This is a genomic window from Enterococcus sp. 125944 (assembly GCF_051909435.1).
In the GTDB taxonomy this organism is placed as follows: domain Bacteria; phylum Bacillota; class Bacilli; order Lactobacillales; family Enterococcaceae; genus Enterococcus_D; species Enterococcus_D gallinarum.
Genome location: NZ_JBQASY010000010.1, coordinates 79493 through 98013 on the forward strand (window position 1 = coordinate 79493; position 18521 = coordinate 98013).

Sequence of the window (18521 nt, forward strand, 5' to 3'; positions counted from 1 at the left end):
ATTCCTCCATTCGTTCTCGAAATTATTCTAACGCGGATGCCCCCGCAACAATTTCAGTAATTTCTTGGGTGATTGCTCCTTGACGCGCCCGGTTATAAGAAATCGTCAAATCCCCAATAATATTTTTGGCATTATCTGTTGCCGTCTTCATCGCAGTCATTCCAGCAGCATGCTCTGCTGTTTTGGCATCGACAATGGCACCATAAATCAAGCTTTCAGCATATTGCGGCAACAACTGATCCAAAATTGCTTCTCTTGAAGGCTCAAACAAATACTCTTGTTCATAGCTTTCTGCTTCTTCTGGATCCAAATCTGAGATAGGCAGCATTTTTTCCACGCGAAATTGGCTCGTCAACGAATTGATGTGATGGTTATAACAAACATATAGTTCATCAAATACTTCATTTTGATACATCGTTGTAGCTAAGGTAACAATTTTACGCACTTCGTCAAAACTTGGCTGATCGGAAAGATTTCTCAACTCATAAGCTAACTTGATTCCTCGTGTTTTAAAGAAATCTGCTCCTGTCGCACCGATGGCGATCATAACATATTCTTCATCTTGAGCATGATCTTCGTCCAGCATCGTCATCATTTGTTTCAAAATCGAACTGTTGTAGCCACCGACTAAACCGCCATCTGAAGTAATGACGATATAGCCAGTGCGCTTTACAGGACGACTAACAAGCATACTGTTGTAATTGACGCCCTCTTTAGGTCCAGCAGCTGCAAGATCTGAGAGTTGTTGCGCAGTAAGGTGAGTAACGATCTCACGCACTTTCGTTGCATAGACTTGAAATTGTTTTGAGTGTGCTTCTGATTTAGTCAATTTAGCAGCCGAAACCATTTGCATGGCGTTTGTGATCTGACTGGTTTTCTTGGTTGAGGCAATTCGTTGCTTGATCTCATTTAATGAAGCAGCCATTCATTCTCACCTCTTTTATGCATTTTGCATTGTTGACATTTTGTCTTGTGCTGAAACACGTGATGTATTTGCAGCCATGAAAATATCTTTGAATGCTTTGATTGTGTCATCTAATAAGCTTTCTTCTGGCAAGTCTTTCGTTGCACGAATCGTTTCAAACACATCTGCTTGATTTGCTTCAATGTATTCAAACAATTCTGCTTCAAAGTCTAATACTTTATTTACTGGCACACTGTCAAGGAATCCGTGCGTCAATGCGTATAAAATAACCACTTGTTTTTCAACTGCTAATGGTTCATGCAGTTTTTGTTTCAAAATTTCAACAGTCCGACGTCCACGATTCAATTTTGCTTGAGTAGCGGCATCTAAATCAGAACCAAATTGCGTGAAGGCTTCTAACTCGCGGTAACTTGCCAAGTCTAAACGCAATGTTCCAGCCACTTTCTTCATCGCTTTGATTTGTGCAGAACCCCCAACCCGTGAAACGGAAAGTCCGGCAGCTACGGCAGGGCGAACACCTGAATAAAACAGGTCATTTTCTAAGAAAATTTGTCCGTCTGTAATGGAGATCACGTTGGTTGGAATATAAGCAGAGATATCTCCTGCTTGGGTTTCAACGAATGGCAAGGCAGTCATTGAGCCTCCGCCTAGTTCATCACTTAATTTTGCAGCCCGTTCCAATAAGCGAGAATGCAAGTAGAAAACGTCCCCTGGGTAAGCTTCACGACCTGGCGGACGACGAAGTAGTAAGGAAAGTTCCCGATAAGCAACGGCTTGTTTTGATAAATCATCAAAAACGATCAAAACGTGTTTACCGTTATACATGAATTCTTCACCCATTGCTGCTCCAGCATAAGGGGCGATATATAATAGTGGTGCAGGTTGAGAAGCACCGGCTGATACCACGATCGTATAGTCAAGCGCACCATAACGGCGCAATGTTTCTACTTGTGCACGAACCGTGGAATCTTTTTGACCGATCGCTACATAAATACAGATCATATTTTGACCTTTTTGGTTGATGATCGTATCGATTGCGATGGTTGTCTTCCCTGTTTTACGGTCACCAATGACCAATTCACGTTGTCCGCGTCCGATTGGAACTAAAGCATCAATGGCTTTCAATCCAGTCTGCATTGGTTCTGAAACGGATTTACGTTGCATAACACCAGGTGCAGCTGCTTCTACCGGACGAGATTTATCTGTATCGATTGGACCTAAGCCATCGATTGGTTGTCCTAACGGATTCACTACTCGTCCAATCAAGGCATCCCCAACAGGAACTTCCATGATTTTTCCAGTACGTTTTACTTTGTCACCTTCACGAATGGATTCAAATTCACCTAAGATGATGATCCCTACATCGTTGGATTCCAAGTTTTGGGCCATACCGTAAGAACCGTTTGAAAACTCAAGCAATTCTCCACTCATCGCATTTTCTAATCCGTGAGCCCGGGCGATCCCATCCCCTACGTATGTGACTGTTCCAATTTCTTCTACAGAAAGTTCATTTTGATAATTTTTGATTTGTTCTTTGATCAAGGCACTTATTTCTTCTGCTTTGATGGCCATCCGATTCACCTCTTATCTCTTGTTTATCTGCCGATCTGTTGTCGCAGATAATCCAGTTGGCTCTTAATACTACCGTCGATCACTTGATGATTGGCTTCCACGATGACCCCACCTAAAATGGCTGGATCAACTTTTTCTGAAAGCACTGCTTTCTGGTAGCCGAGCGTCTGTGCGATTTGTTTCGACAATTGTTCTTTTTGACTTGACGACAATGCAACTGCTGTGGTCACCGTACCACTGACTAAACCTTGCTGCTCGTCATAGCGGCGTTCATACTCATCAATGATCAGCAATAGGTCGTCCATACGATTATATTCATACACGATCTCAAGAAAATTTTTGACTAATCCATCAAAGTTATTAAATAACTGATCAACAAGTTTTCTTTTTTCATGAAGATCCAAACGATTATCGGTCACGATTTGGCCAAACATCGGAATCTCTTGATAAATCTGACGTAGTGTCATCAACTCATGATAAACAGCTTCAGCTCGTTGTTCTTCCATCGCCAATTCGAACAACGCCTTGCCATAGCGTTTACCTACAGTAAATTTATCGAGTTTCATTGACTGAACCTAATCCTTCGATATATTGATTAATTAAAGATTCATGATTTTCGGGAGTCAATTCACGGCCCAAGATTTTTTCTGCGATTTGAAGTGAAAGATCTGCAACATCATCTTTGACTTCTTTTAACGCAGCTTCTTTTTCAAGCGTGATATCTGAGTGAGCTTTTTCTTTCAAACGAGAAACTTCTTCTTTGGTCTCGTTCAAAATATTTTGGCGACTCAATTCTCCGCTGTCTTTGGCGCTTTTGATGATCTCCGCAGCTTCTGAATGGGAATTGGCCAATTTTTCTTGGCGTTCTTTTTCCAGTTTCGCTGCATTCAAGCGGGATTGTTCCGCTGAATCCAAATCATTGGCGATTTTTTCTTCCCGTTTTTGCATCATGCTACTAATGGCATCCCATGCAAAGTGTTTCAACAAGAATAGCAAAAGAAGAATTGAGCCGCTGACAAGAATAATATTGCCAAGCATAGCATTTTTTACTTCTGCTAGAACCAAGTGATTTAGCATAACGACTCTTCCTTTCTGAAAGTAATTCTCTCATTTAAAAAAGCAAAAACGAGTGCATTGTTCGTTTCTGCCTTTTTCACGTTTAGCCTTGGAAGACTAATAGCAACGCGATAACTACCCCCAAAATAGGCACAGCTTCGACTAGCGCTACCCCGATAAACATTGTTGAACGTAATTGACCTGACATTTCAGGTTGACGTGCCATTGATTCGATCGTTTTGGCGATTACTTGTCCGTTACCATAACCTGCACCAATTGCTGCTCCGATAATTGCTAATCCTGCTCCGATGAAATTCATATTGTTTTTCCTCCTAAAAGTGTTTGTTTTGATTAGTGTTCCGCCACGATTTTGTGGCTCATAAATACCATGGTCAATGTGACAAATACATAGGCTTGGATGGCGCCTATAAACAATGAGAAGCCAATCCAAATCATTTCAAGCGGCATCGCGATAGGCAATGACCACCAACCTAGACTTGTGAACATATTCGCTATCAACCCTAACAAGACCTCTCCAGCAAAAATATTCCCATAAAGCCGTAAGCCCAAAGTAATAACATTTGTAAATTCTTCGATAATTTTCAATGGTAATAAGAAACCAACTGGTTTCAAGTAAGAATTGATCATAAAGTTTTTGAAACCAAGCGTTTTGATACCAAAGAAATGTGTCAAACTAATAACCATAAGTGCAAGTGTCAAGGTGACAAAAGGATCCGCTGTGGGACTCTTCCATAAAGAGACATCATCAGCTGTCACGATCTTTGTGACCAGCCCAATTTCATTCGCCACAAACACAAAAAGAAACATTGTTACACCCAGCAAATGAAAGTTGTTCACTTGCGATCCTGGTATATTGTCAGCTACGATTCCGCGAACAAAATCAATGACCCATTCAATAAAGTTCTGCTTCCCTTTTGGCTTCATTTGCAAATTTCGTGTACAAATGAACACCACCAAAAAAACAATTATACAAGAAATGATTGTCATCATTGCTACAGTTCCATCAAACCAAATCGGACCGATGTGAAACATAAGCGATTTTTCATCCAATCTTTCTCACCTCTTTTCCTGTCATCTCCAGAAAATATCTGGTGTTACAATGCGTTTCCTCTCATAACAATCGGTATCATACCACCACGACAAGAAAATTTCAAAGTATTTTCAAGAAAATTAGACAAAAAAGTTTTTCTGCCAAAATTCGAAAAAAACTTAATTGAAACACTGTCGTGAAATTTCATGAAAAGCTTGGTACATCAGTACCTTTGCCTTAAATGCTACCAAATTTTTCCCTAATCTCAAAGCAATACACTTTAAATGATTCTAAAAGAACTTCTTAGAAGATTAAAAGTTTCTAAGAGCACGATCAATTTGCCGTTCCTGATCTTTTCGTTTTAGGGTTTCTCGCTTGTCATATTCGCGTTTTCCTTTGGCTAAGCCGATCAAAACTTTGGCATAACCATCTTTGATATAAACTTTTAGCGGAACAATGGTCATTCCTGTATTTTTGCTTTCACCGATTAACCGAGCAATCTGCTTTTTATGCAGTAACAATTTTCTTGTACGCAAAGGATCATGATTAAAAATGTTCCCCTGTTCATAAGGACTTATATGAACATTATACAAATAGGCTTCTCCATTACGGATACGAACAAAGCCGTCTTTTAGATTGATCCGACTGTTGCGGATCGATTTGATCTCAGTTCCTTGCAGCACGATCCCTGCTTCGATCGTATCAAGGATCGTGTAGTCATGACGAGCTTTTTTGTTTTGGGCAATTAGTCTGCCCTCTCCCTTAGGCAACGGTCATCCCTCCTACTTTTTCTTAATTCCTTTATAGAAAGGTTTCTTTTTTGAATTTCCGTTTTTTTTCTTTTTACGAGAAGATTTTCCCCGTAAATTTTCTTTTTTCTGTCGATCTGAGGTTTGTCTTCGCTGTTTGTTTTCTTTATTTTGCTTTTTTTTAGGCTGTTGGATTCGTATGACTTCTTCTGCTTCAATCAATTCAAAATCGATTTCGCGAGTCTCTGGATCCGCTTTGATCACTTTGATGCGGACTTTTTGTCCGATCTTAAACGTTTGCCCAGTACGTTCACCTACTAATGCGAGGTGGTTTTCCAAGTAATGGAAGTAATCTTGTTTCAATGCAGTAATATGGATTAACCCTTCGATGGTATTCGGCAACTCCACGAAAAGTCCGAATTTTACTACTGAGCTAATAATCCCGTCAAACTCTTCTCCTACTTTATCGGCCATAAATTCAGCTTTTTTAAGAGCATCTACTTCACGTTCTGCTTCCACTGCTCTTCGCTCCATTTGTGAACTGTGTAAAGCAATATCTGGAAGGTTCTGCTCCCACTTTTCTTGATTGCTTTCTGACGGATCCGTACTGTATGAACGAATCAGCCGATGAACGATCAAATCGGGGTATCGGCGGATCGGTGATGTGAAGTGGGTATAGTAGTCTGCAGCCAGTCCATAATGCCCATAGTTATCTTCAGAATATTTTGCTTGTTGCATACTTCGCAACAGCATGGTGTTGACCACCATCGCTTCAGGTTTATCTGCAACATCTTCCACGACTTTTTGTAGATCTTTGGGCGTGATGGAGCCTTTTGTCTGCTTGACAACAATTCCTAACGCAGAAGCAAAATCAAAAAAGCGCCGCATTTTTTCTTCTTTTGGTTCTTCATGGATCCGATAAATGAACGGCAATCGACGTTTGTTGAAATGCTCTGCCACTGTTTCATTAGCAGCCAGCATAAAGGACTCAATCAATCGTTCGCCAACTCCTCGTTCGCGAAGAAGGATGTCCTGAGGATGCCCTGCTTCGTCAACCAATACTTTGGCTTCACGATCCTCAAAAGAAACTGCCCCCCGCCGAACGCGCATCGCTTCTAAGATTTGATGCAATTCAGCCATTTCCTTAAACATCGGAACAAGCGAGGCATAACGAGCCATTGTCTCAGGCTCTTGGTCTTCCAAGATTTCATTTACTGCTTGATAAGTCATTCGTTCTGTTGTTTGAATGATGCTTTGAAAAATCTCATGTTTGATCACTTTACCTGAAGAATCGATTTCCATCTCACAACTCATTGTCAACCGCGGAACGTGAGGATTCAGTGAGCAGATACCATTTGACAGCCGCTGAGGGATCATAGGAATGACCCGATCGGTCAGATAGACACTGGTGCCTCGTTCAAAAGCTTCCTTGTCTAGGGCACTGTTTTCTGTCACATAATAAGAAACATCTGCGATATGGACCCCTAAGAAAAAGTTGCCGTTGGCTAATTTACGAACGGTGACCGCATCATCAAGGTCTTTCGCATCTGCCCCATCGATCGTGACAATCAATTGTTCCCGCAGGTCACGACGTTCTGGGAATTGTGCTGGATCAATGGCATCAGGAACTGCATCAGCTTCCGCTAATGTTGCTTCTTCAAACTTTGTCGGAATGCCGTTAGCTACGACGATCGACAAAATATCCATTCCAGGATCATTTTTATGACCAACTACTTTTTTGACTAGTCCTTCCAAGCTTTTAGAGTAGCCTTTCTCCGGATAGTGAGTGATCTCAACGATCACAATGCTGCCATCTACCGGACGAACGCCTTCTGCACCGATGAATACTTTTAACTCATTCATTTTTTTATCTTTTGGCTGAACGACTCCATAGAGGTCTGTTTCTTGGATCTCCGCTTCATCAAAGAGTGTAAACTCACCAACAACTTGTGTGACTGCCCGTTTGCGGATTTCAACGACTTTTCCCTCTGCCCCTTTATCGGAAAAAGGATCAGCAGCATGAAGTATGTCGATAGCAACTGTATCTCCATCCATCGCATAGCCAGTCGATTCTTTAGGAATATAGATGTCTTCTTCTTCCTCATCGATACTCACAAATCCAAAGCCTCGTTCGTTTGCTCGGAATGTTCCTTCAACTAAGACTCGCTGCATTGGCAATTTGACTTTGCCTTTCTTATTGAAGAGAATGCTCCCCTCTCGTTCCATTGCGGCTACTGTTTGAACAAGATTTTTGAAATCCTCGCTTTTTTGCAGTTGCAATGCTTCGGCAATTTCTTCCATGGAAAAGCTTTTCTTGCGGCTTTCTTCCATGAACTGAATAATTTTTGTTTTAATCGTCTCTTTCATTTTTTACCCTTCCCAAGCGAGGCTTTCCAGAAAAGCCCAAACATCTTGTTCTAATTTTTTTCGTTCTGGGCCGACAGTCACTACATGTCCACTATGTGGATACCACTGTAATGTGTAGGGCACATGAGACAATGCTGCTGCTGTGCGAAAAACCGTCTGGGGATCGATCATACGGTCTCTTCCTGCTTGTGCAAGAAAAACAGGCACATCGATCGTGTCAAGATTAGTTGCTGTTTCTTGCCCAATCGATTCAATTTCTAGCAGCTGATCTCTGACTTGTTGCGGTACGCGAGCCAAAATCATTTGCTGCTCTTCGGATGAATAAGAAGAGTATTGCAGAATCATTTCTGCATATTTTTCAAAATTTCGCGGCACATCATTCTTTGTTTCAAAGAGCGGTGAACAGAATAGCCCACCACCGATTAGCGCAGGTTCCGCTTGTGTCAAACTGTTCATGGCAAAGATGCCTCCCATTGACAATCCCAACACAGCAATTTTTTGGTAACCTTTTTCTTTCAAAAATTCAATCGCTGCTTTGGCATCTGCTCGCCATTGTTGAATTCCTTGATTCAAAATATCTTCAGGGTTTGTTGTCCCATGACCCGAAAACATCGGTGTATAAACAGTATACTCTTTTTGTTCTAAAAACCGGCAAAGCATCCGCACATCATTGGGACTACCAGAATAAGCATGGAACAAAATCACTGCCCGATCTCCGTGGGGAGCAAACACTGGTTTTGGTTGGTTAAAATTCTTCATTTCTTCGTTTCACCTCACGTCCAATTCTACCATAGTTCGATGATTTCAACGATAAATGCGTTCATAAGATTTTTGGCAAAGAAAAAACCCCTCGCAGCCGAGAGGTTCCAAATTTCATCCAATTATTTTGATGACAAATAGGCCAAAAGAAATAGCAAGACCATCCATACAAAGCCTAAAATGGCAGTTGAACGTTGCATTACCGCTTCAAATCCACGCGCTTTTTGTTTACCGAACAATTGGTCTGCTCCACCCGTAAACGCGCTGGCAGCACTATTTTGTTTGCTTGGTTGCATCATAATCGTAATAACCATGATCACAGAAATCACAATCACTGCTGCTAATAATATATTGTACACGATAGCTCCTCCTTGCTTGCTAGAATCGTCCTTCTAACTCTACCACATTCGGGACCTTTTTTCCAGTATATTTTATTGATGCTATGGCGATGTTCCCTGCATCCAAACAAGACAACTACTAAATCCCGGAACAAAAAAAGACACTAGCCGTACAGCAACATAAAAATCGTTGTTGCACGACTGTTGTCTCAATCATTTTCTACCGAAATTCAGCGAGCCAATACATCATCATATTCTGATTTTTCTTTGAACTCTTTGACAGCGAATGAACAAACTGGCATGATTTTTCGATCTTCGCGGCGCGCTTTTTCTACCACCGCATTCAGTAATTTTTGTGCTAACTTCTGACCGCGATACGCAGAATCAACAAATGTATGATCAACCACCAACACATCGTCTGGCGCCTCTTGCCAGGTGATTTCTCCTATTTCTTTGCCGTCATCGTATAAGGCAAAACGTTTGTTTTCTTCTTTGATTTCCATTTTTTCACATTCCTTTCTAGTTAAAAAAATTCAAATGCACTATTACTCTGTTGCCTGGATAAATTGTAGAATAGTCGGCCAATATTCTGGACTTTCTGTGACCGCTTGAAGATGGCCCATCTTTGGAAAAATGACTCGTTTTTTTTCCCCAGCAGTTGCTTCCATCAATGTGTCTGTTTCTTCTGCTGAGACAAATGGATCTTCAGAACCATGTAAAAATAAAACAGGTAAATGGTTACTGCCTAGTTGGCGTGTGACAGAGATCTGTAGAAATGGGTACCCTACTAATTGTTTACTGTAACGATTTGCCATACGCAGGAACCGTTTGACGGGTAATCCAGAAAGACGCGGTAAATTGGCTCGTATCAAACTATAGATCGAGGTATAGCTGCTGTCTGCAATCAATCCTCGAACTTGAATAGGCAATACTTCTCCACTCGCTAAGAGGACTGTTGCGGCCCCCATCCCTTGACCATACAAGAAAATCTGGCATTGCGCATCTTTTTCAACTAATTTCTCGATCCAGAGAATCAGATCTAAGCGATCCAACCAGCCTAACCCGATTTGAAGCCCTTCACTTTGCCCGTGTCCGCGAAGATCTGGCACTAAGACATTGTGTCCGGCTTGCCACAAGCGTTCCGCGGCATCTTGACAATCGACTTGTCCAGAACTGCGATAGCCATGAAGACAAATCACCCATGTTTTGGCACACTGATCAAAGACCCGTGCATGTAACAGAACATCATCCGTTGCAGTAAGGGTACATTCGGACCCTTCTTGCCAGAAAGTTGAAGGTGCTTCCTGTGATCGCTGTCCCGAAGGAACAAGTTGTTTTCTGCCTTCTTTTTCATACCAATGGTTATTGCGCATGATCAGAGCAGATACAAAATAACGTACACCTTTTTTTAGGACTGCAGTTCGGTAAATATAGTATAACCCAGCAATCAGTCCAATAAGTACAATTATCAGCCAAAGCATAGGATCCCTCCCTTGACTCTAGTGTACCATCTGCACAGCAAATGAGCCAAAAATTTAAACAGATTTTAGGTGTCCTTATAAAATAACCAGTAATCAAAAACCTTTGAGAAAAAACATTTCTGAACCAGATAAATTGATTTTCCCCAAAGATTTTTTTTACGGTGACGGTAGCTGAAGATACCAGCAATCAGAAGGAGCAAACCTCCGAAGAAGATTAAAGCACAGAATGATTCTTCATTCATCTGCGACAGTTTGGCTGACAGATGATTGCCGATGACCAATTCTTGCCCTATTCGAGTATCGGATTTAAGCAAAAAAACCCAATCACGAGAAAAAGAGAATCTTGATCGTTTATCGATCAAAATTCTCTTTTTCATTGCTAAATGGAAGGCTCCTTGTCATCATTGATCAAGAATTTAAGCAATTCTGACTGTTCTGCAAAAATTGCTTCCACAGATGAGCTTCGATAATGACTCTTTTGCTCGGTAACTTCTGATAGCTCGGAATCAATTTGGTTAGTTGATTCGACGTACTCTTCGATTGGTGCAGATTCTGCACGCACTTCCGGTTCTGAAAAACCATGATTCATAGCTGATGGACGGCTATCCTCAAAGCGATCAGCCGAAGCCTTCGGTTGGTCTTGCCAGAACAATTCCCCAAATAAATACATTCCCAGCGCATTTTTATTATTAAACACTTTACAAGATAGCCCCATTTTAGCTAATACCTGATTCACTGTGTTTTCATTGATCGTTCCTGCAGAAATATCCCGGATCAGTATTGTATCCGCATATTGAACATCCTGATCACTATTGACATAATCAATGAATTGATCCGTCAAAGCCGTCAGCTCTTTTTTAACGATTTCGGTTAAATCGACGGTCTGACGTCCATTGATCGTCACAATAAATGGATTGTTCTTCTTCGTTGTGACCAGCATATCGTAGATTACCCCAGCATCCAAATCAAAAGTTGGCGTGGGATGATTTCCCTCATTTTCTTGGTAAGCTTGTACCACGTTGCCGGCTAATTCATACAAGCCGTCTGTAACTTTTGTACTTTTGATCAGTTCGCCATTTTCATAACTGTCACAAGTTAGATAATGATCATTAATCTCAAACACATAAGTCAATCCCGCCAGAATTTCTTCAACGCCTAACATTAAATGAATATCGTTTCGTCTACTTTCAAAAATCACAGCCAGCGATTTGGGAATCAGTTTTACTCGTTCGATTCGTATCCGATAGTGGGTACCATTAACGACTGTCTCGAATTCATCTGCCAGTTGCCTCTCGATTTCTGCCAGCTGGTCAAAACTTTCTGTTGCTACGCCAATGCACAATGAGCAGCTAAAGCAATCCTTTGCAATTTCAGTGAAAAGCGAGGTTCTCTTCTCTACTAAATAAGAAAGTATCGTTTTGATATATGTCTTAAAATTTTGGTCTCCAATGGCTGCCAATGGATTTCCAAAGGTTTGGTAAGCCTTCGAACGTCGACTATATAACTTGTCGAAGCCCCAAGTAATTTCTTGCTCGCTTCCCCCGAGAAGAATTCGTTCCCCAACTTTGTTTTTGGAGTGGGTCGGTTCATTATTCTTTCCTAAAAGATACTGCAGATTATTTTTTTTGACTTCTGAATAAACAGAACTTCTGACATCTTGATAACCATAGCCAACGACGCCTACTCGAAATTCATCAATGTCTAATGCAATGATTTTGTCCACACTAATCCTCCTAACTTCCCTATTTGTTATGATTTCTTGCTCCCCAAACATTCTGTTGTTGTTTCAGCCGCTACTCTTTTGTCTCCGCTTGAATAAAGAATGCATTTGACAGTTCTTGTATTTTCTTCGCCTGTTCGTTGACTTCTGTTTCTAAAAAAAACAAATCGTTGAAAATCGCTTTTGTATTGCGTACATGTTCCAAAAGGTCATTGACTTTGACCCGCTGCAAGTCAATTTTTTGGCAGAGATCTCTCAGCTCATCTTGACTGTTCTTCAGAATAAAAAAATCGCGATACCCAATGGTGGACTGTTTTTTTTCTGAGATCATTTGCTTTAATCGCTCAATTTTACTATCCCGTTGTTCGATCGTTTGATTCATCTCTGCTAGCATCTGGTCTAGCTCGCTGATCTGGACGATTGCGGATAATTTCTTTGTGATCATCGATTGTGTCATTCTTGATTTGCCCCTTTGTTTAGGAGTATTTTTACTTCTGAATCCACTAGTGCAGTCCTAGTAAATATTCCCGATCGCAGTAAGCAACTAAATGAAAGAACATTGTTCTTCATTCGCAGCATTTCTTCATCTGTTAACTCACCTAATTTATGGTCAATTTCTTCAATCCCAGCGATAACAATCCCAAGTCCTAGTTTCTGTACCATCTCCGCTATGGCTGCTTGTTGCCATACAATGACAGGGATGCCTAATGAGAGATACAATGAAATTTTGTGAGGCGCATTATACTTCGTGTACTGTTGATAATCACCACCAGCTGGCAATTTATCATCCCACGCAAGACCAAAGCCATTCTTCTCCATCTTGCGAATCAATTCTTCTTGCTCAAATACACCACAATAATGGACATTTGCGCCAAAAGGACGATCATTCTTTTCACCATATACGAGAATTTCAGTGCGATTGGGCCATTGCTGTAAAAAAAGGGTTTTTGCTAAATTCCCTGCAAAGACAACTCGTTTTTCTGGCCGCTCATGACTGACACTTACTTCCTTGTGTCGATAGTCAAAAAACGGTTTTTGGACCATTTTTCGGGTCACTCCTCGTTCGACTAAGGCTGTCTGCATAGCTTGACTATGAACGATTAATAATGTGGCTTCGTTGAAAAGAGCAGCTTCATCAAAGTCGACTTTTCCTCGCAACATCTCAGCATCATGGATGAATAAGATCGTATAGATCCCTCTTTGCTTCATTCTTTGTAAAAACATCCGATCGAAATGGGCACCGTTATAGCTTGGATATTGGTAGACCACCATATCTTGATTGGCAACACCAGCTGTAATGCCATCGATCCTCGAGGTAAGTGCGTAATCATCTTCATTCTCATCGATATAACGATAAATATATAAAGGCTGATAATCCATCCCCTTGGCAATGTCACAAACATCTGCTTTCGCCTTTTTGACTGAATCTGCTGCATTCGATTCAATGATCGTCGTCACCCACCGATTCACGCTTGCCCCATCTCCTTTTCCATCATTGCTCGCACAAACATCACTTCATCTTTTGGTAAGCACCATTCTGCACCTTTCAAATTTTTGGAAAACAGTTGCACAGCTGGATCTTCTTGCGAAGTATTCCTTGTAAGGATCAGATATTTGACTAGCTTTAGAACCGTTTGATTGTAGACATCAATATGCCAATGTTCTTCCATTAAACGACTCGCATGTTGAAGCAATTGAATGGCATCTTCACAGCGTTGCATATCTACCAAACATTCCGACAAATCCAATACGGCTCCTACTAAAACTGGTCGCAGTTCAGTAAAGTCAGTTGCATTTATTTTCTTTAATAGACAGCTTTCTAACAGAAACATTTGTTTTTCTAAAGAAGAGGATTGCAATCCATAGCGATGTTTGATGCGCAACGTAGCCAAATATAAGAGACTATCAAACAATGTATAAAAATCAGTTCCGAGAAAAAATGTTTCAAGCATCTCTAAACTTGCTTGTGGGACTTTCTGGTTCATACAGCCGAACACGAGGTCAGAATAGGCCAGCATAAGTTTAAACATCACATTATCCTCAGTAGCAGGACGAAATTTTTCTAACTCTTTTCTGACTTTGAGAAAGGTGACGAACATGTCCTCTTTCGTTGATAAAGAGCTATAAATCAGTACACTTAATAGATGAAGTTGTTCATCTGTTGACATAGCAAACATGTCTAACAATTCGGTATCTGATATGCTCAACATTTTCTTGATTCCAACAACCATTTCGAAAGGCAGGTCGATTTCATATTGTACCCACCTATAGTATCGTGAGCGAGATAACCCAATCTTTCTTTCAAAAGACTTCACAGATAGACCTTTACATTTGCGGATTTCTTCTAATTTCTCGCGATCAATATTAACAGCAACTACTGATGTATCAGGTATCTTTAAGTCTGGGTTGATCGTACTGATTAATCGACAAACGCTTAGTAATCTAGTTTCCATATTTTTCAAATCCTTTTTTCTAAAATGCAGGACCTATTTCCAATTTTTACTTCTGTAATGCTTCCAACAAAGAATAGACCAACGATCCAAGGATCACGATCGACATAACCAAGGAAAGCACGATGGTGACAGCTTTCCCTTTTTTTTTCTCTTCCGAGTGATCTCTTACGTTTTCTCGTTCTTCTTGAAATCCTGCTTGAATCGTTTTATCTAACTGATTATTTGCCAACGAAATCACCTCTTCCCAGTTTATTTCCAGCTAACAACTATGAAGAATACAGTGTTTAACTATTGGATTTGATCAGTTGCCAGCTATAGCGACTCACTCATTTCTGCAACGTTTTCTGTTGGTTCGTTTTCCTCTGCACCTGTATTAGCTTCTACTTCTGTTTCTTCTAATGAACGCAATTCATGAATCAGCTCTTGACTCAATTGACTCACTTCGCTATCCTGTCTTTCTACGGTTGAGGTCAACATATCAATGATCTGATCGGTTTCATTCAAGAAATACGTCCGAAGCATTTGCTTTTCAACCTCGTAAGCAGAAAAGAGTTTTTCATAAATCATTTGCAATCTGTTTTGCTCTTCCTGTTGCTGCTCAAAAGACGCATTGAATTGTTTTTTTAACGCTTGGATCTCATTTAGATCGATGTCATTTTCTGACTTATTGATCATTGCTTTCATCTCTTGATTGATCTGAATCAATTGATCAATCAATTCTTTTTGTTGATGCAGGATGCGCTTTGCTTCCTCCTGCTCATTCTCAAAAGAGAGCATGGATCCGCTGTTTTCTTTGATTAATGACATGATTTGCTCATACAATTCATTGACCTTCATTTTCTTCATTTCGTCTTCATCCTTTCAAGACAACTTTGTCCATGCAAACATTCTTATTTGCCAATAGTTGATAATTCTTCTGATCCACTTCCACCTTATGGATGTAAGGGATGTGATCATCTAAAATACTCATTAAATTTCCTTTGATATTCCCTTTGCCATCAAGAGGCGACTCTTCCAGATACAGGGTATTTCTTGAATTAGATGTTGCTAAAGCGAACAATTCTAATCCCATGTATGAAATTCCCACGGTATCATTTTCTGTTAACCGCAAAGCTAACTGTTCCCGAATGAAATCAAGTGTTGTATTAAATTTCTGGGTTACCTTCAATGTTGCAGTATCACGAATCGTGACCAAGTTGATTGCTCCCTGATAAAAGTAATAATTCAAGATGCTTTGCTGCTGATCATTGAAAAAAGCAATCTCTTGAACCTGATCGTTACAATAATAAATAGTTGAGAACAATTTCCCGTCAGCGGCATATTCTTCAATGAAGTCTATCGTACCATCCGGATAGAAGTACCGTACCTCTTTGACATGTCTTCTAGTCATAGGGTATAAGCTCACTTTGCCTATTTCATCCCCGTCTGTAATCAACGAAATGGTACGATCTTCGTTCATATAGACTTCTGTACAATAAGCCGTTGGGACTTGGTTAAAAAATAAAAAGGTTTCTGGATCGTGGCTCCGTTGTGTGACTTGATCTAAAATATTTATTCCCTGCACCGCTTCTTTTTGAAGCATCGCTTGAAAATTTGGACTTGGTGAGATAGACAACACTTGGTTTCCTTCTTTGATTCGTGATTTTTGTGTCATCCATATCCGGTCATTGGGTCGGATCACAGTGACTAATTCATAATGCATCGATCAACTCACTCCATTTCTCTGCAATTATCGAGTCTTGAAACATCCGGACAGACTTGCGGGTGTTGGCTTTAAGTTGGTTTAAATCAGTAGCGACTAACTGACGAATTCCTTCTGTTAGTTGCTGGACATTGTAGGTATCATCATTTCTGGAAAAGTCTTTCAAATACCCGTTGACCCCTTCTTTGATCAACTCCATCGCCCCAAAACGTGCCTTGTATGTCACAATTGGTAATCCCGCATTCAATGCTTCGATATAGGTCAATCCAAATCCTTCTGAAAAAGAGCCAGAAATAAAGGCATCATAATTGGGATATACCTCATTGATCGCATGGGAGTGGCCTTTTAATTGAATATATTCTTCTGCATTTAGCTCCTTGATTATTGCATTCAACTTGCTTTCTTCTCCGCCTTGACCATAGATATCTAAAGAGAGCGTTGGATGTTCTTTTTTTGCTGCAGCAATTGCACGTATCACAAGATCAATGTGCTTTTCTGATGCCAAGCGAGAGACCGTCACAAACTTCTCCGCCTGTTGTTTGCCTTTTTCAAATGATTCTTCTGTCATATCGCGAATCCCCCCCACAGGGATCGTCACAATTTTTTCGGATTCGTTTGGAAAATCGATCAGTAGATCTTGTCTCTGCAATTCTGTCGCAACAACGATGTGAGTAACTTGCTCTAAATGCGTCAATGCATATTCATAATAATTGTTCCAAAGAGGCGCACGAGGTACATCACGATCAGATAAATGATCAGCATGTACTATTTCGATCAATTTGATTTCTGGAGGACAATGATCATATAAGGCGGCCTCACTTTCTTCTCCTCGATCAATGATGATAGTTTTGATTTCTGGGAACTCTTCCATCAATTGTTTAAAGAAAAAGCGTTGCAGCAAGACTTCATTTCTAAAGAAGCGATGTTTGCCCTTAAAAGCAAACAAGTGAATATTCGTCATCACTCTTCCTCGATGAGGATCATTGCGATAGCTGTACATGATTTTTCTTTGATTCGTTCGATAGTCAAAAATCTCTACCCGATAATCTGAAACTAGCAATAACCCTTCTTTTTTTCGGCTAGGGGATTTTTCCATGTGCTCAACGATTTTCAATCCTGATGATGTGATGGTTTCTTTAATCCTATGCGTGTTCGTGGCGTCTACTAAGAGATCCTGTTTCGCGGTAAAATTCGCTTTAGCTCCTTGTCTTAAATAGTCACCTTCTAGGGCAAAATATTCCCACATGGAGATGACTTTATTGTCTGGTATCTTCCAAGCTGCCATCGCTTCATGAAGATTCTTTACTAATTCCATAAAAATATATTTATACGGAATATTTTTTCTATCAAAACAAGCAGCACGGTAGAACTGTGCATGTTCCACACCAGAATTGCCGATTCCCATTGCTTTATTTACAAAAAAATTCATGATGTCCCCCTTTTATTTAGGTTGATTTTTTTCTATTTTCTTTTAAATTTTCTAATACATTCAGTGCCCTTCGATTAAGTACGATTTTTTTCTGCAAACGATGCATAAGCTCAGTTGACTCAGTTTCTTTGTTTGGTTTTGCAAATAATAAAGCTAGTATAGAAAAATCATCGTGATAACAGGATTCCAGTAAAGAAAAATTTTGTCCCATTTTAAGGGTGATTTGATCAGGATTATCGATTCGCTGATAGATTTGTTCAAGCAAAACTTCCAAAAACGATGAAGCAGCCGTAACACCGGGTTCAATAAACAATCCCGCTTCACAATCAGGAAGTGAATATTCTTTGACATAACTATTCTGTTTTTCGAATACGACCGATAATGCAGCACTTTCCCCCACCAACGGAGTAACTGCAACAATGTTTGCTCCTGAGTTTGAGCCTGAGTTTGCTCCTATAGGAACCACCGCCAAAGCTTGGTTCTCCTTAGTGGATAAAACCAATTCCTTAAAAAGAATCTGTTGGTGCTTTTTGTTTACCATATGAATTTGGTAATCAGTGGCGTTTTGTGGAAAACGGAAGCTCTCCTGGGTTGTTTCGAAGACCAGTTTTTCAAGAAAAAAGCCGTCTTTATCAAAAAATTCCACCAGCAGCTGGACTGCTTCTTTACGATCGAATTCAGCATGAAGTGTTAACTCGTACTCGTGTCCAGGCAGCAACATCGGCAACATAGGTGATTTTCGACTACTGTGAAATTCTGTTTTCGAATACCAGGACTTAATACTGACGCCAGGAGGCATCAGAGGTGAAGAATAAGCGACGTCACCAGAGGATGTGTAGGCTATTTTTGCGCCATAATTGTAATTATCATTAAAGTCGATCCCCCACTTGATACGGTACATGCTATTCATCGACTCCCC

At 40.4% G+C, this 18521-nt stretch carries 22 protein-coding genes; all 22 read right to left on the bottom strand.

Going from position 1 to position 18521, the window contains the following annotated elements; genetic code table 11:
• Nucleotides 1-22: 22 nt before the first annotated feature.
• Entirely contained in the window at nucleotides 23-925 is a 903-nt protein-coding gene (locus ACTFWY_RS10415) for a F0F1 ATP synthase subunit gamma (RefSeq protein WP_003127588.1), read from the bottom strand.
• 15 nt (nucleotides 926-940) lie between these two features.
• On the bottom strand, nucleotides 941-2497 hold the full coding sequence (gene atpA / locus ACTFWY_RS10420; protein ID WP_003127587.1) for a F0F1 ATP synthase subunit alpha: 1557 nt from the start codon (nucleotides 2495-2497) through the stop codon (nucleotides 941-943).
• Between the two features lie 23 nt (nucleotides 2498-2520).
• The gene (gene atpH, locus ACTFWY_RS10425) at nucleotides 2521-3063 is read right to left on the bottom strand and encodes an ATP synthase F1 subunit delta (RefSeq protein WP_005471844.1); all 543 of its coding nucleotides are present in this window, start codon (nucleotides 3061-3063) and stop codon (nucleotides 2521-2523) included.
• Complete coding sequence (atpF, locus tag ACTFWY_RS10430) at nucleotides 3050-3574, bottom strand: F0F1 ATP synthase subunit B (protein WP_003127585.1); 525 nt, start codon at nucleotides 3572-3574, stop codon at nucleotides 3050-3052. Before atpF ends, atpH begins: the two co-directional genes overlap by 14 nt.
• An 82-nt stretch (nucleotides 3575-3656) precedes the next feature.
• Complete coding sequence (atpE, locus tag ACTFWY_RS10435; RefSeq protein WP_003127584.1) at nucleotides 3657-3872, bottom strand: ATP synthase F0 subunit C; 216 nt, start codon at nucleotides 3870-3872, stop codon at nucleotides 3657-3659.
• Nucleotides 3873-3904: 32 nt separating this feature from the next.
• Nucleotides 3905-4624, bottom strand: coding sequence for a F0F1 ATP synthase subunit A (gene atpB / locus ACTFWY_RS10440; RefSeq protein WP_003127582.1), 720 nt, complete (start codon nucleotides 4622-4624; stop codon nucleotides 3905-3907).
• Between the two features lie 291 nt (nucleotides 4625-4915).
• Nucleotides 4916-5374, bottom strand: a complete 459-nt coding sequence (gene smpB / locus ACTFWY_RS10445) for an SsrA-binding protein SmpB (RefSeq protein WP_003127581.1) — start codon at nucleotides 5372-5374, stop codon at nucleotides 4916-4918.
• Nucleotides 5375-5386: 12 nt separating this feature from the next.
• Nucleotides 5387-7720, bottom strand: coding sequence for a ribonuclease R (gene rnr, locus ACTFWY_RS10450; RefSeq protein ID WP_103300945.1), 2334 nt, complete (start codon nucleotides 7718-7720; stop codon nucleotides 5387-5389).
• Between the two features lie 3 nt (nucleotides 7721-7723).
• Nucleotides 7724-8479 carry an alpha/beta hydrolase gene (locus ACTFWY_RS10455; RefSeq protein WP_003127579.1) on the bottom strand — a complete coding sequence of 252 codons (756 nt, stop codon included), beginning with the start codon at nucleotides 8477-8479 and terminating at the stop codon, nucleotides 7724-7726.
• Nucleotides 8480-8601: 122 nt separating this feature from the next.
• Nucleotides 8602-8838, bottom strand: a complete 237-nt coding sequence (secG, locus tag ACTFWY_RS10460) for a preprotein translocase subunit SecG (RefSeq protein WP_003127578.1) — start codon at nucleotides 8836-8838, stop codon at nucleotides 8602-8604.
• Between the two features lie 209 nt (nucleotides 8839-9047).
• Nucleotides 9048-9350: a GNAT family N-acetyltransferase gene (locus tag ACTFWY_RS10465; protein WP_225585961.1), complete on the bottom strand. Its 303-nt coding sequence runs from the start codon at nucleotides 9348-9350 to the stop codon at nucleotides 9048-9050.
• 12 nt (nucleotides 9351-9362) lie between these two features.
• Entirely contained in the window at nucleotides 9363-10298 is a 936-nt protein-coding gene (locus tag ACTFWY_RS10470; RefSeq protein WP_103300947.1) for an alpha/beta hydrolase, read from the bottom strand.
• 65 nt (nucleotides 10299-10363) lie between these two features.
• Nucleotides 10364-10675, bottom strand: a complete 312-nt coding sequence (locus ACTFWY_RS10475) for a hypothetical protein (RefSeq protein ID WP_208774862.1) — start codon at nucleotides 10673-10675, stop codon at nucleotides 10364-10366.
• A gap of 2 nt (nucleotides 10676-10677) precedes the next feature.
• Entirely contained in the window at nucleotides 10678-12021 is a 1344-nt protein-coding gene (locus ACTFWY_RS10480) for a hypothetical protein (protein WP_341873446.1), read from the bottom strand.
• 70 nt (nucleotides 12022-12091) lie between these two features.
• On the bottom strand, nucleotides 12092-12475 hold the full coding sequence (locus ACTFWY_RS10485; protein ID WP_003127574.1) for a hypothetical protein: 384 nt from the start codon (nucleotides 12473-12475) through the stop codon (nucleotides 12092-12094).
• Nucleotides 12472-13488 (bottom strand): sugar transferase, encoded by a 1017-nt coding sequence (locus ACTFWY_RS10490; protein ID WP_103300949.1) that lies wholly within the window; start codon nucleotides 13486-13488, stop codon nucleotides 12472-12474. The genes ACTFWY_RS10485 and ACTFWY_RS10490 overlap by 4 nt, the downstream gene beginning before the upstream one ends.
• Entirely contained in the window at nucleotides 13485-14471 is a 987-nt protein-coding gene (locus ACTFWY_RS10495) for a helix-turn-helix domain-containing protein (protein WP_003127572.1), read from the bottom strand. Before ACTFWY_RS10495 ends, ACTFWY_RS10490 begins: the two co-directional genes overlap by 4 nt.
• A gap of 46 nt (nucleotides 14472-14517) precedes the next feature.
• A complete protein-coding gene (locus ACTFWY_RS10500; RefSeq protein ID WP_005471830.1) occupies nucleotides 14518-14700 on the bottom strand; it encodes a hypothetical protein in 183 nt (60 codons plus the stop codon).
• A gap of 83 nt (nucleotides 14701-14783) precedes the next feature.
• Nucleotides 14784-15317 (bottom strand): hypothetical protein, encoded by a 534-nt coding sequence (locus tag ACTFWY_RS10505; RefSeq protein ID WP_003127569.1) that lies wholly within the window; start codon nucleotides 15315-15317, stop codon nucleotides 14784-14786.
• Between the two features lie 7 nt (nucleotides 15318-15324).
• Complete coding sequence (locus ACTFWY_RS10510) at nucleotides 15325-16173, bottom strand: hypothetical protein (RefSeq protein WP_439926815.1); 849 nt, start codon at nucleotides 16171-16173, stop codon at nucleotides 15325-15327.
• A complete protein-coding gene (locus tag ACTFWY_RS10515; RefSeq protein WP_138371634.1) occupies nucleotides 16163-17602 on the bottom strand; it encodes a glycosyltransferase in 1440 nt (479 codons plus the stop codon). The genes ACTFWY_RS10510 and ACTFWY_RS10515 overlap by 11 nt, the downstream gene beginning before the upstream one ends.
• 16 nt (nucleotides 17603-17618) lie before the next feature.
• A complete protein-coding gene (asp3, locus tag ACTFWY_RS10520) occupies nucleotides 17619-18512 on the bottom strand; it encodes an accessory Sec system protein Asp3 (protein WP_138371633.1) in 894 nt (297 codons plus the stop codon).
• Nucleotides 18513-18521: the final 9 nt, after the last annotated feature.

Bases quoted from the DNA above. Each gene is read 5' to 3' on its own strand.
- ACTFWY_RS10415 (WP_003127588.1), bottom strand. From the start codon at position 925: ATGGCTGCTTCATTAAATGAGATCAAGCAACGAATTGCCTCAACCAAG.
- atpA (WP_003127587.1), bottom strand. From the start codon at position 2,497: ATGGCCATCAAAGCAGAAGAAATAAGTGCCTTGATCAAAGAACAAATC.
- atpH (WP_005471844.1), bottom strand. From the start codon at position 3,063: ATGAAACTCGATAAATTTACTGTAGGTAAACGCTATGGCAAGGCGTTG.
- atpF (WP_003127585.1), bottom strand. From the start codon at position 3,574: ATGCTAAATCACTTGGTTCTAGCAGAAGTAAAAAATGCTATGCTTGGC.
- atpE (WP_003127584.1), bottom strand. From the start codon at position 3,872: ATGAATTTCATCGGAGCAGGATTAGCAATTATCGGAGCAGCAATTGGT.
- rnr (WP_103300945.1), bottom strand. From the start codon at position 7,720: ATGAAAGAGACGATTAAAACAAAAATTATTCAGTTCATGGAAGAAAGC.
- ACTFWY_RS10455 (WP_003127579.1), bottom strand. From the start codon at position 8,479: ATGAAGAATTTTAACCAACCAAAACCAGTGTTTGCTCCCCACGGAGAT.
- ACTFWY_RS10470 (WP_103300947.1), bottom strand. From the start codon at position 10,298: ATGCTTTGGCTGATAATTGTACTTATTGGACTGATTGCTGGGTTATAC.
- ACTFWY_RS10475 (WP_208774862.1), bottom strand. From the start codon at position 10,675: ATGAAAAAGAGAATTTTGATCGATAAACGATCAAGATTCTCTTTTTCT.
- ACTFWY_RS10485 (WP_003127574.1), bottom strand. From the start codon at position 12,475: ATGACACAATCGATGATCACAAAGAAATTATCCGCAATCGTCCAGATC.
- ACTFWY_RS10495 (WP_003127572.1), bottom strand. From the start codon at position 14,471: ATGGAAACTAGATTACTAAGCGTTTGTCGATTAATCAGTACGATCAAC.
- ACTFWY_RS10505 (WP_003127569.1), bottom strand. From the start codon at position 15,317: ATGAAGAAAATGAAGGTCAATGAATTGTATGAGCAAATCATGTCATTA.
- ACTFWY_RS10510 (WP_439926815.1), bottom strand. From the start codon at position 16,173: ATGCATTATGAATTAGTCACTGTGATCCGACCCAATGACCGGATATGG.
- ACTFWY_RS10515 (WP_138371634.1), bottom strand. From the start codon at position 17,602: ATGAATTTTTTTGTAAATAAAGCAATGGGAATCGGCAATTCTGGTGTG.
- asp3 (WP_138371633.1), bottom strand. From the start codon at position 18,512: ATGAATAGCATGTACCGTATCAAGTGGGGGATCGACTTTAATGATAAT.